This is a genomic window from Streptomyces sp. NPDC096310, from assembly GCF_044763125.1.
Lineage (GTDB): Bacteria > Actinomycetota > Actinomycetes > Streptomycetales > Streptomycetaceae > Streptomyces.
On record NZ_JBIWFO010000001.1, the window covers coordinates 87,863 to 104,877 of the forward strand.

The 17,015-nt window shown below is 66.3% G+C and carries 9 protein-coding genes; 5 read left to right on the top strand and 4 right to left on the bottom strand.

The annotated features are described in order from the left end of the window. Positions 1-4: 4 nt before the first annotated feature. The 3 genes from ACIQ7D_RS00380 (at position 5) to ACIQ7D_RS00390 (ending at position 4,446) form a co-directional block, all read left to right on the top strand. On the top strand, positions 5-2,389 hold the full coding sequence (locus ACIQ7D_RS00380) for a xanthine dehydrogenase family protein molybdopterin-binding subunit (protein ID WP_403933720.1): 2,385 nt from the start codon (positions 5-7) through the stop codon (positions 2,387-2,389). 67 nt (positions 2,390-2,456) lie between these two features. Further along, positions 2,457-3,614, top strand: a complete 1,158-nt coding sequence (locus ACIQ7D_RS00385; protein WP_403931691.1) for an XdhC family protein — start codon at positions 2,457-2,459, stop codon at positions 3,612-3,614. Between the two features lie 145 nt (positions 3,615-3,759). After that, complete coding sequence (locus tag ACIQ7D_RS00390; protein ID WP_403931694.1) at positions 3,760-4,446, top strand: pentapeptide repeat-containing protein; 687 nt, start codon at positions 3,760-3,762, stop codon at positions 4,444-4,446. Positions 4,447-4,450: 4 nt separating this feature from the next. Here ACIQ7D_RS00390 and ACIQ7D_RS00395 read toward each other — a convergent pair whose 3' ends face one another. Continuing rightward, complete coding sequence (locus ACIQ7D_RS00395) at positions 4,451-4,987, bottom strand: aKG-HExxH-type peptide beta-hydroxylase (RefSeq protein ID WP_403931697.1); 537 nt, start codon at positions 4,985-4,987, stop codon at positions 4,451-4,453. Between ACIQ7D_RS00395 and ACIQ7D_RS00400 the strand changes: the two genes are divergently transcribed. Continuing rightward, positions 4,896-5,723, top strand: coding sequence for a Scr1 family TA system antitoxin-like transcriptional regulator (locus tag ACIQ7D_RS00400; protein WP_403931699.1), 828 nt, complete (start codon positions 4,896-4,898; stop codon positions 5,721-5,723). The genes ACIQ7D_RS00395 and ACIQ7D_RS00400 overlap by 92 nt on opposite strands. Positions 5,724-5,975: 252 nt before the next feature. On the opposite strand, the gene ACIQ7D_RS00405 is transcribed toward ACIQ7D_RS00400, so the two are convergent. From ACIQ7D_RS00405 to ACIQ7D_RS00415, 3 genes are all read right to left on the bottom strand, one after another. Then, entirely contained in the window at positions 5,976-6,353 is a 378-nt protein-coding gene (locus tag ACIQ7D_RS00405) for an aldehyde dehydrogenase family protein (RefSeq protein WP_403931700.1), read from the bottom strand. Positions 6,354-6,381: 28 nt separating this feature from the next. Then, positions 6,382-6,729 carry a hypothetical protein gene (locus ACIQ7D_RS00410; RefSeq protein WP_403931703.1) on the bottom strand — a complete coding sequence of 116 codons (348 nt, stop codon included), beginning with the start codon at positions 6,727-6,729 and terminating at the stop codon, positions 6,382-6,384. Positions 6,730-7,086: 357 nt separating this feature from the next. Continuing rightward, positions 7,087-12,936, bottom strand: coding sequence for an RHS repeat domain-containing protein (locus tag ACIQ7D_RS00415; RefSeq protein ID WP_403933721.1), 5,850 nt, complete (start codon positions 12,934-12,936; stop codon positions 7,087-7,089). A gap of 798 nt (positions 12,937-13,734) precedes the next feature. On the opposite strand from ACIQ7D_RS00415, the gene ACIQ7D_RS00420 reads away from it, so the two are divergent. Continuing rightward, positions 13,735-16,848 (top strand): FG-GAP-like repeat-containing protein, encoded by a 3,114-nt coding sequence (locus ACIQ7D_RS00420; protein ID WP_403931705.1) that lies wholly within the window; start codon positions 13,735-13,737, stop codon positions 16,846-16,848. Positions 16,849-17,015: the final 167 nt, after the last annotated feature.

Here is a 17,015-nt window from a genome sequence, read left to right on the forward strand (position 1 = left end):
GGACATGACCACCACCGGCATACCCACCAGCCTCACCCAGGGCTCCAGGACCCGCGGCGGCATCGGCGAGTCGACCCTCCGCCCCGACGGCACCCTCAAGGTCACCGGCGAGTTCGCGTACGCCTCCGACCTGTGGCACGAGGACATGCTCTGGGGCCACACCCTGCGCTCCACCGTCGCCCACGCCGAGATCCGCTCCCTCGACATCTCCGAGGCCCTGGCCACCCCCGGCGTCCACGCCGTGCTGACGTACGAGGACCTCCCCGCCGCCGTCAAGCACTACGGCCTGGAGATCAAGGACACCCCCGTCCTCGCCCACGGCAAGGTCCGCCACCACGGCGAGCCGGTCGCCCTCGTCGCCGCCGACCACCCGGAGACCGCCCGCCGCGCCGCCGCGAAGATCAGGGTCGACTACGCCGAACTGCCCGTCGTCACCGACGAGGCGTCCGCGACCGGCCCCGGCGCCCCGCTGATCCACGAGCACCGCGCCGACCACTACGCGGGCCATGTCCCGCACCCCAACGTCCTGCACCGCCAGCCCGTCGTGCGCGGCGACGCCGCGCTGGCCGCCGGGCGCGCCGATGTGATCATCACCGGCGACTACGTCTTCGGCATGCAGGACCAGGCGTTCCTGGGGCCGGAGTCCGGCCTCGCCGTACCCGCCGAGGACGGCGGCGTCGACCTCTACGTCGCCACCCAGTGGCTGCACGCCGACCTCGCCCAGATGGCGCCCGTCCTCGGCCTGCCCGAGGACAAGGTCCGGATGACGCTCTCGGGCGTCGGCGGGGCCTTCGGCGGCCGTGAGGACATCTCGATGCAGATCCACGCCTGTCTGCTCGCGCTGCGCACCGGCAGGCCGGTGAAAATCGTCTACAACCGCTTCGAGTCCTTCTTCGGCCATGTCCACCGCCACCCCGCCAGGCTCCACTACGAGCACGGCGCGACCCGCGACGGCAAGCTCACCCACATGAAGTGCCGGATCGTGCTCGACGGCGGCGCGTACGCCTCGTCCTCCCCGGCCGTCGTCGGCAACGCGGCCTCCCTGTCCGCGGGACCGTACGCCGTGGACGACGTCGACATCGAAGCCCTCGCCCTCTACACCAACAACCCGCCCTGCGGCGCGATGCGCGGCTTCGGCGCCGTCCAGGCGTGCTTCGCGTACGAGGCGCAGATGGACAAGGTGGCCGCCGCGCTCGGCATGGACCCGGTGGAGTTCCGCCGGATCAACGCCATGGAGCAGGGCACCCTGCTGCCGACCGGCCAGCGCGTCGACTCCCCGGCGCCCGTCGCTGAACTGCTGCGCCGTGTCAAGGCCCGGCCGCTGCCGCCCGAGCGTCAGTGGCTCCTCGCGGGCGAGGAGGCGGACGTACGGGCGCTGCCCGGCGGCCTGTCGAACACCACGCACGGCGAGGGCGTGGTCCGCGGCGTCGGCTACGCGGTCGGCATCAAGAACGTCGGCTTCTCGGAGGGCTTCGACGACTACTCCACCGCGCGGGTACGGCTCGAAGTGGTGGGCGGGGTGGCCGTCGCCGCCGTGCACACAGCGATGGCCGAGGTCGGGCAGGGCGGGGTCACCGTCCACGCGCAGATCGCCCGTACCGAACTGGGCGTCGCACAGGTGACCATCGTCCCGGCGGACACCCGGGTCGGCTCGGCGGGCTCCACCTCCGCCTCCCGGCAGACCTATGTCACCGGCGGCGCCGTCAAGAACTCCTGCGAGCACGTCAGGGAACGGGTCCTGGAGATCGGCCGGCGCAGATTCGGCACGTACCACCCGGCCTGGGCCACGGCTGAGCTGCTGCTCGAAGGCGGCAAGGTCGTCACCGACGGCGGCGAGGTGCTGGCCGACCTGGTGGACGTCCTGGGGGACGAGGCGGTCGAGGTGGAGCGGGAGTGGCGGCACCGCCCGACCGAGGCGTTCGACCTCCGTACGGGACAGGGCGACGGCCATGTCCAGTACTCGTTCGCCGCGCACCGCGCCGTGGTGGAGGTCGACACGGAACTCGGGCTGGTCAAGGTGGTCGAACTGGCCGTCGCGCAGGACGTCGGCAAGGCGCTCAACCCGCTCTCCGTCCTCGGCCAGATCCACGGCGGCTCCACCCAGGGCCTGGGCGTCGCGGTGATGGAGGAGATCATCGTGGACCCCGTCACGGCGAAGGTGCGCAACCCGTCCTTCACCGACTACCTGATCCCCACGATCCTCGACACGCCGACCATGCCCGTCGACATCCTGGAACTGGCCGACGACCACGCGCCGTACGGACTGCGCGGCGTCGGCGAGGCGCCGACCCTCTCGTCCACACCCGCGGTGCTCGCCGCGATCAGGGCGGCGACGGGTCTGGAGCTGAACCGGACGCCCGTACGGCCGGAACACCTCACCGGCACCTGACCGTCACGCGCACCTGACCGTCACGCACCTGACCGCCACCGGCACTCGATCACCTGAGGAGACCGACATGCTGGACATCGCGAAGGAGCTGCACCGGTGGGTCGGGCAGGGCCGTGACATCGCCGTCGCCACGGTGGTGGGCGTCGGCGGCAGCGCGCCCCGGCAGCCGGGGGCCGCGCTCGCCGTCGACGGCGACGGCGCGGCGATCGGCTCGGTCTCCGGCGGCTGTGTGGAGGGCGCCGTGTACGAGCTGTGCCGGGGCGTGCTCCGCGACGGCGGCACGGTCCTGGAGCGGTTCGGCCACAGCGACGACGACGCCTTCGCCGCCGGACTCACCTGCGGCGGCTCCATCGACGTCCTGGTGACCCCGCTCCGGCCCGGCACCCCGCTCGGCGCGGTGCTCGCCGGAGCCCTCGCCGCCGCCGCGCACGGGGAGCCCACGGCGCTCGCACGGATCACCGAGGGCCCGGCCGAACTCCTCGGCCGGGCCCTGCTCGTACGCCCCGACGGCTCGTACGAGGGCGGCTTCGGCGGCCATCGGGACCTGGACCGTACGGTGGCCGAGGAGGCGCGCGCCCTGCTGGACACCGGCGGTACGGGCCAGGTCCTGATCGGCGAACGGGGATCGCGGTGCGGACGGCCGCTGACGCTGCTGGTCGAGACGTGCGCCGAACCCCCACGCATGATCGTCTTCGGGGCCGTCGACTTCGCCGCCGCGCTGGTCGCCGCGGGCAAGTTCCTCGGCTACCACGTGACGGTCTGCGACGCACGGCCCGTCTTCGCCACGCGCGCCCGCTTTCCCGCCGCCGACGAGGTCGTGGTGGACTGGCCGCACCGCTATCTGGCCGGGACCGCCGTCGACGGTCGTACGGTGCTCTGCGTGCTCACGCACGACGCCAAGTTCGATGTGCCGCTGCTGGAGGTGGCGTTGCGGCTGCCCGTCGCCTTCGTCGGCGCGATGGGGTCGCGGCGGACCCACGAGGACCGTGAGCGGCGGCTGCGCGAGGCCGGTCTCACCGGCGCCGAACTGGCCGGGCTGCACTCGCCGATCGGCCTGGACCTCGGCGCCCGTACACCCGAGGAGACCGCGCTCTCCATCGCGGCGGAGATCGTCGCCGCCCGGCGCGGCGGCAGCGGCGCCTCCCTGACGGGCGCGCGTACGCCGATCCACCACGACGCGACGCGGACACCGCGGCGCCGGATCGGTTCCGCCGCCGGTATGTGACGGGCGGGGAGGAGCCGCTGAGATCCCCTCCTTTCCGAGTGTCACGGATTCGGATTCACTTTGAAGTGGGTTGACCGGCAAGGGTGGGCGGCATTTTCCCTTAGACTGGGCCGCGTCTCAGGAACCCCGGGAATGGATTAACCGCATGGCTCAGATTGCTTGGAAGGGCGCGAGGAACGCGCGAGTCAAGAACCCCGTAGCGCCCAAGTTTTCGGCAAATCCGCGATTGGCGGAGATGCCCCGTGACAACTTCGAACACGATGCGGTCATCAGGGGGGTGAGGTACGACGGGACCAGCCTCGTCGGCCTCTCGGTCGAAGCCCTCGAAGCCGAGGGGTGCAGCTTCGAGAGTGTCCGCTTCACCGGCACTGACCTGCGGCAAACCCAGTTCAGCGACTCGCGGTTCGAGACCTGCGACTTCGCCCAGCTGGTCACGCAGGACGTCTCGCTCATCCGCTGTCACATCACCGGAAGCCGCATCACCGGAGCCTCATGGAAATCCGGAACGTTCCGTGACGTGCGCATCGAAGGGTGTCAGATCAGCCCTGCGATGTACCGGCACATGAAGCTCTACAGCGTCGTATTCAGTGATTGCAAAATGATCGGAGCCGACTTTCAGGCAGCCGAAATGAACAACGTGCGCTTCGAAAACTGCGACCTCACCGGAGCGCAGTTCGCAAACGCCAAAACGGGCGTCGTCCGCTTCGAGAATTGCACCCTCATCGACGTAGGCGGCGGCGCCAGTCTCAAGGGGGCGACGGTGCAAGGCCCAGGGTCGATGGAGCTGGCCCTGAGCCTTGCCCGCGAAGCGGGAATCCTGTTCGAGCCGTAGGCCGTCAAGCAGCGACCGGCAGGTAGCCCGCGTACTCCGGACTGGAGATTGTGCGGGCTACCACCTCGAAGTCGATGCTCTCGCCGAAGGCACACAGCTCATCGAGCAACATCCGCCCGTACGCGGTGAAGTGCTCGCGCTGCTTCTTCAGGTCCGCGCACGCGTCCCGGAGCGAAGCCGTGTAGAGGTCTACGAGAGTCGTCCTGTCCTGGTGGTGCTCCATGAACATCAGGGGCACGGTCACGACGGCGGCGTGGAACGCCTTGTCGAGTGGCCTGCGCCGGCCGATCTTCACCGCCGACAGGGCGCGGAACCGGTCCGCATCGAGTTCACGCGAGGACAGGGCGAAGGTCCCGTACACCATGTCGCCCACGAAGAGGTTCAGGTGCATCGCCTCGTGGACGAGACACATCGCGTAGTCGAGGACACCCCACTTATCGCCAGGGCTCATGACCACGACGCCTGGGAGCCGTGAGGCCGAGCCGCCACCGTCGGCGCCGCTGTTGACGATCACGAGGTCCGTGACGAGGAGGTCGACCATCAGGTGGAGACCGGGGCCGATCTCCCAGCACAGGAAGCACGGGCAGCGTTGGGTGCTCGGCTGCGGGGATTCCGCAAGGACGCGGGGTTCTCCAGCGGCCGGGCATTCGCTGCTGCCACCAGGTGGCAAGTCGAAGGTCTCCCGGATCGAGAACGGCAAGCAGGCTGCCAGCGAAGCTGGCATACGCACCTGGTGTGAGAGGACGAACACCCAGGAGCAGGTTGCCGACCTGATTGCCACGGTCCGCCACATCGACGAACTGTGGCTGGAGTGGCGCCGACAGTTCCAGGACGGTGCTGAGAAGCGCCAGGCCAAGGCTCTGCCGGTCTACTCCAAGACCAAGGTCTTCCGGGTCTGGCACCCGACCCTCATCTGGGGGACTCTCCAGACCGCGGAGTACGCCGCGGAGACGTTCAAGCAAGTCATCGAGTTCTTCGAGATCCCGGACGATACCGAAGTGGCCACGGCCAAGCGGCTCGAACGACAGAGGTACCTGACCCAGGGCAACCGCATTTTCAACGTCCTGCTCGCCGAGCAGGCCCTGTACTCCAACTTCGGCGGTCCGGAGGTGATGAGAGGACAGCTGGACCGCCTGCTGGCGGTCATAGGGCTCCCACGGCTCAGCCTGGGCTTCATCCCTCGCTCCGCTCCACTGAGCATCTGGCCCGGCAACTCTTTTCAATATTCGACGACAAGCTTGTCCTCGTCGAGACCTACTCCGCCGAATTCTCCGTGACTCAACCTCGGGAGATCGCGCTTTATGGCAAGGCTTTCGCCACCCTGAAGCGATCAGCGATGTACGGAAAGGCGGCGAGAGACCTGATTCTGAACGCCAGCCACCACTTCGAGCAGATGGAATCTGTTTAGAGAGGCAAATTTATGGCGGAAATTATGAACTGGCGTACGGGTACGTACACGAAGAGCGATTCTTGCCGGTCGTTGCGGACCACGTACGAGATCTTGAGACCACGAGCAGCCCATGGCACGCTCATGCCGCATGATCGATGAATTCGCGAAAGACAACCTGCACGGGAGACTGCGGCGGGACCCCGGCCACGGCCAGGCCGGCGAGGAGAGCGGCGTTCTCGCGCAGGGTGCGCGCGAGCCGCGCCGCGCTTTCGGCGCGTTCGGCACCGGGGACGCGGGCCCAGGCGCGGGAGGCGGCGTGCGCCCGCGCCACGGTGGCCTCGATCCACGCCGCATCCCACGCCTCGTAGGTGGCTGTCGGCTTCCCGGTGGCAGGGCCGACCGTCGGACATCGCGTGCGGTCTTGGCGGCTTCCATCGCTTCCTTCGCTATCCCGACGACCTTCTCCTGGGGTGGATGTAGTCGGTGTCCTCCAGTCGCTGCTTGAGTTGAGCCACATCCCGCCCGGACGCCTGTATTTTCGACAGTCAGAAGATGGTCAGTAGGGGAGAGGAAAGGAAGTAATCGAAGTCTCCGATCTCGAACAGGCAAACAGTGAAGAACTCCGGAGATTTTTGGGGGTTCATCTCCCAATGTCCAACTGACCTTTTTCCTGCGGTGCGCCCGTCCGCTCCCTCTAGTTTGATACTAGTTCCGTTTGTGTGAAATCTGATCGCTGACGAGTCGGAGAGCTTTACCTCGAAGAGTCTTTTGCTCGGCCGCAGGCCCCCGCCGGCCCTTATCTGGCAACGGTTTCCGTCGATGGTTCCATTGACTCCGCTTCTCAGGCGGCTTCTTGCTGGATAGCCAGGGGCTGCGATTTCCTCGATCGTCATCCGAATCTCTCCATTGAGAAGAAGCCTCCAGTCCTCATGCTTGTTTGCCAGTGCGTCCGGTGATTTACCTCTGGACGGGGAGCGAATCAGACTTACTATCCCGATAGGGGTTTCCGCGGAGGCGTAGCAACGCTCCTCTCGTGCTGGCTCCGAGTATTCCAGCAATGACGAATGAAGTTTTCGTGCGATTTTGAATCTCAAATCTTCCTCAACCCCGGAATGTTCGCCGTCGGCTCCGCGCGTTATTTTCGGTGCGGAGCCGACGGCGAACCCAGTCCTATTCCAGAAAGGCTCTGTTTTGTGGTTTCCGTGCAGGGTGCCTCGCGTAAGGAACCCTTGAAGTGCTAATTGGTGGTTTCACCTGCGGATTTTTCCCCAGATTTGCCCTATATAATAGCCTGCCGGACCCTTGCCTGTCAGTTGCCTGAATGCCCCTTGGAAGCCTCCTCGGGTCAGGGAGCCAGCCAGATATCCGACCGATTCTGGCCCTGTGGTTTGATGTCCGTATGCTTTGTCTATGGCTAGATTGGTCGGTGTGCCGATTAGCGCTGCAGTCACTGCTCCAGCAATTACGACGCATCCCAGTCCAGCGGTTCCCGCGCATGCGGCAACGGCTGCGAGGCCTGCCAGCGTGCCTACACCGATGTTAGCTGCTGTCTGTGTTAGAAATCTATTGCTGGTAACTTTGGAAACCGTCGAATTGATTCTCCGGTTTATGCTTCCGAAGATTCCATCCTTTTTGCGTCGTTCCGCTTCTGCTTTTTGTCGGGCAGCTTTGGCTGCTTGAGCCTGTGCTGCCGCCTTGGCTCTTGCCTGTGCCGCGGCTTGTGCTTGGACGGCTGCATTGGCTGCGGCTTGGGCTTTGGCTTGCTGGGGTGATTTGTAGCCCGAGGTGCTGATGGCTTTGCCGCTTTTATTGATATATGGGCCGAGTTCGTAGCGGTTGCCGGTGGAGGCGTTGGTGACGTAGCGGGTGGGGTTGTTTTTGCTGGTGCCGGTTCCGCCGATGGGGTAGCCGTTGCCGCAGAGGTCGGCTGGGCAGAGGCCGGTGGGGTCGGATTGGGTGATGGGGTTGTTGTGGGCGTAGCTGTAGGCGTTCATCTGGGCGGGTGTGTTGATGTCGATGACGGGGTCGACGGAGAGGAAGCGGCCCAGGGCCGGGTCGTATTCTCGGGCGCCGAGGTGGGTGAGGCCGGTGGGGTCGTTGGTGCCGCCGACGAAGCCGCGGGTGCCGGGGAACTGTTCGGCCTGTTCGGTGCGGGTCTGGCCGAAGGGGAGCTGTTTGCGGCGGGTGACGGCGAGGCTGGTCATGGCGATCGCGGCCATCGCGGTGCCCTGGTGGTCGGGGAGGAGGAAGGAGAAGCCCTTGCTGGTGCGGACGGCGACGGTTTCGCTGCCGTGGGTGTAGTAGCGGACGGCTTCCTTGGTTCCCGTGCTGGTGGCTTTGAGTTCGTTGCCGCCGGGGAGGGTGAGGGTCTGGCTGCCGTCGGCGTCCTTGGTGATCATGCGGTTGCCGTCGGCGTCGTAGAGGTAGCTGGTGGTCTTGCCGGCTTCGGTGAGGGTGGCGAGGTGTCCTTCGGAGTCCCAGGTCAGTTTCTGGGTCCGGGTTCCGACAGCGCGTTGGGTGGTGTTGCCTGCCTTGTCGTAGGTGAAGCTGCTTGTCTGCCCGTTGTTGGCGCCGCCCTGGACACTGGCCTGCTGTACGGCGTGAGGCAGGCCGGTCTTGGCTGCGGGATGTGTGTAGGTGGTGGTGGCGTCCGTGCTGGTTTGTGTGCTGGTGGCGTGGTCGACGAGTTTGGTGCGGTTGCCGAGGGTGTCGTAGCTGTAGGTCTGCCAGTAGGCGTCCGGTCCGCCGACGGTGGCCGTCGTGGGGGCCGTGGCGCAGTTGGTCTTGGCGGTCCATGCTTCGCCGAGCCGGCCCAGGATGTCGGTGGTGAAGCACTGGGTGTCGACGGTCTTGGCAGTGTCCTGGCCGCTGGCGGTAGTGATGCCGGTGACGTTACCTGCGGGGTCGTAGGCGTAGGTGGTGTCGTCGATGCGCTGGGGGGCGAGGTCGCGGTCGGTGGTCTGGCGGGTCATCCGGCCGGTGTGCTCGTCGTAGACCTGGGACCTGTAGACCTTCTTGCCGAGCGTTCCGTATTCGGTGCGCACGGGCCGTGAGAAGACATCATGGGCGGTGGAGTTGACCAGGGTGATGGATCCGGCGGTGGTCTTCTGGGGGAGGTTGCCCTCGCTGTAGACGGTGGTCTGGCGCTCGCTCGGCAGATCACCCACGGCGGGGTGCTTGATCCATTCCTGCTGGCCAGTGTACGTGTTGTAGCCGAACGTCCACGTGTACGTGCCCGCGAGCGTTCCCGCCTCGGCGGGGACGGTGAGGGTGCTGGAGAGGGGCTCGTAGCTGTCGTTGTAGGAGTCCGTGGCAGTGCGGTACTCCTTGCCGGCGATGAAGCGGCTGCTGCTGGCCGGCTGGCCCTTGGCGATGGTGTCGTAGGTCCACTTCGCCAGGACCGTGCTGCCCTGCTTGGCATCAATCTGACGGCCCAGCGGGTCGTAACTGGTGGTCAGGGTGATGCCACGGGCATCGGTGGTCGAGGTGGCCTGGCCGAGCTTGTCGTAGACCGTGGTCGTGGCGCCCTTGTCGGGGTCGTCGGTCCTGGTCTGCTGGCCGCGGTTGTCGAAGGTGTAGGTCCAGGTGTTGCCGGCCGGGTCGGTCACCGCGGTGGGCTCGTTGTACTTGCCGTACGTATAGCTGGTCTTCTGCGACGTCGTGCGCTGCGTGTTGGTGTATTCGAGCCGTTCTGTGGTCCGGCCGCGGGCGTCGGTGACGACCGTGGTGGCGGTACCGCCCTTGGGCGGTATCACCGTGGTCCGGTCACCGTCGTAGACGCTGCTGGTGCGCCACTCCTCGTCGCCGAACGTGCGGGAGATCGCGGCGGTGACCCGGCCGGCCCCGTCGTAGAGGTTCTCGGTGGCGGCGGGGATCTTGTTGTCGGTGCCGGTCACCAGGGACTTCGAGGGTGCGCCGGTGGCGTAGTAGGGGGAGTAGGTCTTCCAGGTGAAGCCACGGGTGTCGTACAGCGTCTCGGTGATGACGCTGTCCTTGGTGCCGATGGCCGGGGCCTGGGTTTCCCTTTCCCGCAGCAGACCGTCGTAGAGGGTGTAAGAGGTGGAGTAGGTGCCGTCGAACTCCAGGGTCTTGGCCGCAACGGAGTTGGCGACGGTCTTGGAGATCGTGTAAGTGAATTCTGCGGAAGGCTGGGCGGCGTGATCGGCTTTGGGCCAGCCGGGGTTCCATACCTTCAGCACGCGGCCCAGTCCGTCGCGTACGGCCTCGGTCCGTTTGCCGTTGGCGTCCACGTTGGCGGCGGCGACGCCTCGTGCGGGGTCGTACTCCACCGTCGCCGTGTGGCCCAGAGCGTTCGTCTCGCGCTTCGATGTCGGGGGTTCGATGGTGGCCGGGGTGTAGGCGGTGGTGGTCTTGTTGCCGTCGGCGTCTGCGGTGGTGAGTTCCCGGCCGTGTTGGTCGTAGCTGGTGGTGGCGGTGGTCAGGTAGCCGGTGCCGACCGCGTCCTGCTCGTCGAGACGGGTCTCGTCCCCCTTTGCCGGAGGGGTGGTGATGCTGGTGGCGTCGTCGTAGTAGTACCGCGCCAGCGAGATCAGATCGGCGGGCAGCGACGGCGTGGTGTCGCAGGCCTTCGCGACCGCCTTGACCTCGGCCGGCAGCGTCAGCAGGTTCTTCTCGGTGTTCTGCGCGTAGCTGGTGGTGGTGCACTCCTCGTCACCGGTCTTCGCGGTGTCACCGAGCCGGGACTCGGTGAGGACCTGGCCGTAGGTGTCGAAGGTGCGCTCCGTCTTCGTGTTCCGCCAGGCGGCGTCCACTGCGGTTCGGGTCTTCTCCGAGGTGATGCCGGTGGCGTACGCCTTCACCGCGGGCAGCCCCTCCGAACGGGACTCGGTCGCGGTGGCAGCCGACATCCACGGCTCGTAGCTCGTCGCGGCGATCAGCTTGCCGCTGTCTCCGTCGAACGTCGCCTCTTCCCGGGTCATCCCGGCAAAGGGAGGACGGTCGGTGACGGCGATACCTTCCTGGTCCTTGACCTGGGCGCCGTCGATACCGCGGAAGTAGCGGTACTCCTTCAGCGTCCGCTTGTCGGCGCCTGCGCCGGTGCGGACCTGCAGGCGTCCGTAGCCCTTGCGGTCGTCGTAGGTGAGGTGCTTGACCTTGGTGAACTCGTCGTCCTTGGACTTGGTCCAGGCCAGACCGTCGAGGTAGGAGTAGTCGGTCTGCTTGACCGGTGCTCCGCCGGTGTTGTCGGACTCCAGGACTTGGGTGACCACGTAGGAGTGGAACCAGTCCAGGTAGGGCTCGTAGTCGGCTGCAGGTGCGTCCGGAGGGGACCACATGACGGGATAGCAGCGGCGGGTGTTCGAGGCGGGGGAGGGGACGTCACCGGCTTTGCAGTCGGCGGCCGAGTAGGTGATGCCGATGGTGCCGCCGGTCTCGGTGTCGATGCCGTAGACGCGGTAGCGTACGAGGGGTGGTATGGGGTCGGCGTTGCCGCCGGTGGTGGCTCCTTCGACGCGGTTGGCCAGTTGCTGGCCCTTGAAGGTGACCGCGGGCAGCGTGACGTCGCCGGTTCCGGTGTGGCCGGTGTGGGTGATCGACTTCAGCCAGAGGGCGGGGTCGGTGCCGTCACCGGTGGAAGGAAAGTCGTGGGCCAGCTTCCACGTGTCGACGGCCTGGTAGGCGCCACCGGTCAGGACCGAGGTGTCGACCTGGGTGAGCCGCTTGCGGCTCCAGTACGAGGGCGAGTAGCGGTCCTTGCATTCGGTGTCTGAGGCGCAGTACTGGTCGAACGGTACGTCGGGCCAGTTCTTCGCGTTGGTCTTGTCGAAGGTGCCGCAGTTGCTCAGGCAGCGCTCGGCGACGGTGAAGTCGACCTTGCCGGCGGCCTTCTTGCCGTACATGGTGTTCGAACGCAGGCCGTACTCGATGCTCTTGAGGTAGCCCCCGCGCGTGTAGCTGGTGGCGGTGGATGCGCCGGTGGTGTCGTTGACGTTGCGGCCGTAGGAGTTGGTCTCCTTCTCCCAGTAGTAGGCCATGGCGTCGGAGTGCGGGTCCACGACGTAGTCGAGGTTCCAGCGCCAGGCCTGCTGGCACCAGGAGTCCTTGAATGCGGTGGCGTGGCAGGGCTCACCGCTCTGGTTGCCGAAGACCGGCACGGTCCAGGTGGAGTTGGTCTCCGGCTTGCCCTCGACCCATCCGGGCAGCCGGTTGTAGCCGAAGTAGTAACGGGTGCCGTCGGGAGTCGTCACCCGCCAGTACTCTCCATCGTTGTCGCCGTTGCCCCGGCCGCTACTGGTGAGCTTGACCGCCTTGGTGCCGTCGTCGCCCTCCAGATGCCACTCGCCCTCGGGATCGTCCTTGACGGAGTCGTCCTTGACGAGCACGGTGGTCTGCCCGCCGAGATTGAGGACGGCGTTGTCCTTCTTCCAGCACTGGTCACCGACCTTGCCGGTGGCGTTGCTGCTCTTGGTGTCGTCGGTGCAGGCGATGTACCGGCGCTCGATGTAGCCGGGCTCCATGGACCAGCCGTCACCGATCCAGTTCGCCTGGTTGTTGGTCGCCGCCGTGCGGCCGTCCACTGACTGGGAAGAGTAGGACAAAGACACATCGGGCTGCAGCCCGCCGGGCACCTCGGGGGCGTTGATATCGTAGGTCCAGGCGAAACCACCGTTGCTTCCACCGGCCGACCAGGAGGCCGACGGGGCGAGCGAGGTGGCCTTGAAATCGCCGGACGCGCCGGACGCGGCCGCCGTGACCGCCAGAAGGACGGACTGCCTGCTTGCCGACAGTCCCGTGGCCGAGCGCTCGGAGGCAGCGGCCCTGCCGACCGGAGTGGTCTCCTGCTTGTTTCCGGGAGCCGCAGCAGGAAGGGTGACCGGGGCTGACACGCTTGCCTGCTTGGTGTCATTGACCGTTGGCAGCATTTTGCCCCTGCCGCATCCCTTGGCCTGCGGCGTGGTCAGGGCACAGGCAGGCAGTTGCTGCAGTGTCAAGCGCGATGCCCAGTCGCCGCCGAAAGAATGCCGGAAGCCGCTGTAGTCGATCTTCACACTGACCGACCCTGCGGAGCCGCCCACGGGCTCGACGGCCACAAGGACCCCGTCGACCCCCAGAACCTGTGCTGCCTTCTGATCCAGCACCTGCACCTGCACCTGCTCAGGCCCCTCAGCGCCGGACCGCTTGGCAGCAGATCGCGCCAACTGCACGGGCAGGGAACCCGTACGGCCCTGGCTCGCCCCGCTCCGCGGCACCGACATCCGGGTGGTGCCAGCCTTCGGCAAGACACTCTTCGTGTTCTTCTCAGACTGCTGCGCGGTTTGGTCCGGACGGGCGAGCGCGTGCTTTGCGACCGCGGAATTAGGGACCGGGTCTGGCTTTTTCAGGTTCAGCAGGTCCAGCTCGGCCGCGGCAGCCACCGGGCCTCCGAGCAGACCTACCACCAGGTAGGCCACAAGTGACAGCGCGACCCAACGGACAGCGCGCACAGGTCTGTTGACCGTGTGCGTGGAACGGCGAAATGGCTTCGCCCATAGACCTGGCACCGATTCCCCCCACGGGAAGTTCACAAGTATGAAGATCAGTCAGGGACCCTAGCAGCATGTAATGGAACGGTAAACAGCAGATCCCCCGGTGGTGATGCAAAGGCGGGGATGGGTGGAGGTGGAATCAAGTGGTGCGTTCATGTCTGCGAAAGGCGCCGAGATGGAGGGGGTGCCCAGTGATCTACAGGATCGGCCTGACCTGTAGGTAGTCACCGTCGCGATAGAGGTAAAAACGGAGGGTAATTGAACTTATGAGACATTTCACCCCCTTTATTCTCTTTGTCTTCAATTCGGCAAGAGATTCCAAGGGTGGTGCTCCGTGGTCCATTCATGCCTCGGGGGGACCGGGGTTATATGGTGCGCGAAATGACGTGCGCGAACCGAAAAGGAAGTGTGATGAGAGTTCACCGGAAGAGACCGAAACTTGCGGCTCCGCGGCGTGTCGGCCTTGCCCTAGCGCTCGCGCTGTCGATGGTCACTGTGCTCATAACCACGTACCCCGTAAACGCAGTTGAGGCAAAGACGGGAGCGTCAGAGGTCTCGGAAACCACTGCCGAGGCCAAGGCCCTCGCCCGGGCGGCCGAGTCCGGTGAGCCTGTCGAGGTGCTCTCGCAGCGCACCGAGGCGTCCCAGGTCTTCGCCAACCCGTCAGGAACCTTCACCGAGGAACGGTTCGCCACTGCCCAGTGGGCCCGCAAGGGCAACCGGCTGGTGGACATCGACACCAGCCTGCGGCGCGGCCCGGACGGAACGATCACTCCCGTGGCCACCGGCGTGGGACTCGAATTCTCCAGTGGCGGCGGGGGGCCACTGGCCACCATCACCCGTGACGGACGCAGCATCTCCCTGTCCTGGCCCACGCCCTTGCCCGAACCGTTGATCGCGGACGACACCGTCACCTACCCGGACGTGCTGCCCGACGTGGACCTGAGGTTGCGCGCCGGCGCCTCGGGCTTCGCCCAGCTCCTGGTCGTCAAGACGCCTCAGGCGGCGGCCAATCCGGACTTGAAGACCATCGCGTACGGCATGTCCAGCCAGGGCGTCGACGTCACCGCGGACGAGCACGGCAACCTCAGCGCCGTCAACCCCGGCGGCCAGGAGCTCTTCACCGCACCCACTCCCCGCATGTGGGACAGCACCACGCTCACGAACGTCCCCGCCTCGCGGACAGCACCTCGGCCCGCAGCCGGCACCACGGACGATGCGGCCGGCCCTCCCCAGGACACCGACGAGTTCGAACCCGGGCATGGGGCCCAACAGGTAGCCATGCCGGTCGAAGTCAAAGACGACACACTGGAATTGACACCCGACACGGAGCTGATGACCGGTGCGGGCACCCGGTACCCGGTCTACATCGATCCCTACGTCGAGGGTTCCCGCTACTCGTGGACCATCGCCTACAAGAAGCACCCCGACAGTGCCTTCTTCAACGGAGCCGGCTGGGGCGGCTCCGGCACGTCCACCGCTCGGGCGGGATACGAGGATGAGACCAACGGCCTGGCCCGCTCCTACTTCCGTATGAACACCAAGAACCTGTGGAGCACGGACAAGCAGGTCGTCAAGTCGACCTTCCGGATCAAGAACACCTGGTCCTGGTCCTGCACCCACAAGCCGGTCGACCTCTGGCGCACCACCGAGATCGACTCCTCCACCACCTGGAACAAGCGCCCCACCCGCAGGGAAAAGCTGGACAGCGTCTCCGACGCCAAGGGCTGGGGCTCGGGCTGCCCCGCAGGCAACCTCGCCTTCGACGTCACCTCCGGCGCCAAGGACGCGGCTTCGGGCAAGTGGAACACCATCATCTTCGAACTCGCCGCCAACAACGAGTCCGACGTGTACGGGTGGAAGAAGTTCGACGCCAAGTCCGCCGTGCTCTCCACCGAGTACAACACACCCCCCAGCGCGCCCACAGGCCTCGACACCATCCCCAGCACGAAGAACTCCAAGGGCTGCGGAGACACAGCCCCCTACGGCCTCATCGGCAACACCGACATCTACCTCACCGCCAAGGGCACCGACAAGGACGGCGGCACCGTTAAGGTCCAGTTCAACCTCTGGGCCACCGGGCACCACCCCAACGACGACCCCAACGGCGTCATGATCGTCAACCAGACCGTGTCCGTCACCTCGGGCACCGTCGCCAAGCTGAAGGTCACCAAAAGCACCCTCAGCAAGTACCTCGGCACAGCCAGCGGCAACTTCTCGTGGAAGGCCCGGGCGGACGACGGCAAGACCACCTCGGACTGGACCCCCGCCGCAGGAAAACCAGGCTGCCGGTTCGTCTTCGACCCCAACCGGCCCAGCACCCCGCCGGTGATCGCCTCGAACCAGTTTCCCGAAGGCACCGACGGATGGCCCTCCAACACCGGCTCCGTACGCACCGAAGGAACCTTCACCCTCTCCAGCGCAGGCGTCACCGACGTCGCCAAGTACGAGTACTGGAGCGACACTGATCTCACCGTACGCACCGCAACTCCCTCCGCCACAGGAGGAAGCGTCAGCGTCAAACTCACCCCCACCACCGCCGGCTCCAACCACCTCTACGCACGAAGCCTGGACAAAGCCGGCAACAAGTCCGACAGCGCCGACTACATCTTCTACGCCAACGGCCTCAAACAAGCCGACACTCCCAGTGACATCAACGGCGACGGCAACCCCGACATGTGGGCCGTCGACCAGGACGGCGCCCTCCACCGCTACTACGGCGCAGGAGACGGCACCCTCACCGACAACCCCAAGACCGCCTCCGACTTCAACTGGACCGGGGTGAAGATCACCCACCGAGGCGACTGGACCGGCGACGGATACGAAGATCTCATCGCCCTGCGCCCGGACACCACCACCGGCACCAACCGCCTGTGGATCCACCCCAACAACGGCTTCGGATTCGCCTGCACCGACTGCGAGGGCGACACCACCGACCGCCAGGAACTGACCGTCTACGACCCCGCGAACAACCACTGGAGCGACGCCGACGCCATCCTCGCCATCGGCGACGTCGACGGCCCCCTCGACGTCGACAACGACGGGACTCCCGACATCCCCGGCTACCCCGACCTCCTCGTCCGCAACGGCAACCTCCTGTGGCTCTACTACGGAGCACCCGACAACCGCCTCGACACCGACCGTGAACCCGTCCTCATCGGCACGGACGGCTGGAAGAACATGGACCTGTTCGCCCCCGGCGACACCACCGGCAACGGCCGCGTCGACCTCGGCGCCCGCGACCGCACCACCGGCGACATCTTCATCTACCGCGGCAGCGGCGACAACGGAGACGGCCTCGCCGACCACAGCACCAAGATCCAGGCCGGCAGCCAGTTCACCATCGCCGCCAACCCCCTCATCACCTCACCCGGCGACGCCGACCACAGCGGAGCCTTCGACATCTGGTACACCCGCAAAACCGACGGCGCATCAAGCCTGATCGCCTACCTCGACCTCGGAACCGACCGCAAGACAAAGGTCCCCGTCGCAGGCGACTGGACCGGATACCAGACCATCAGCTAACAAACCTCCACCACACGGTGCACCCCGATCAGAGACTCAAGGGTCACCGATGAGCAGTTCCTGAAGCTCCGGCCCCGCACACCCACACTCCTCTCCCGAGGACCACTACATGCGGGGCCGGAGTGTGTCTGAAAGATCGTGTAAGTCCGTGATGTGACAGGCTGGTC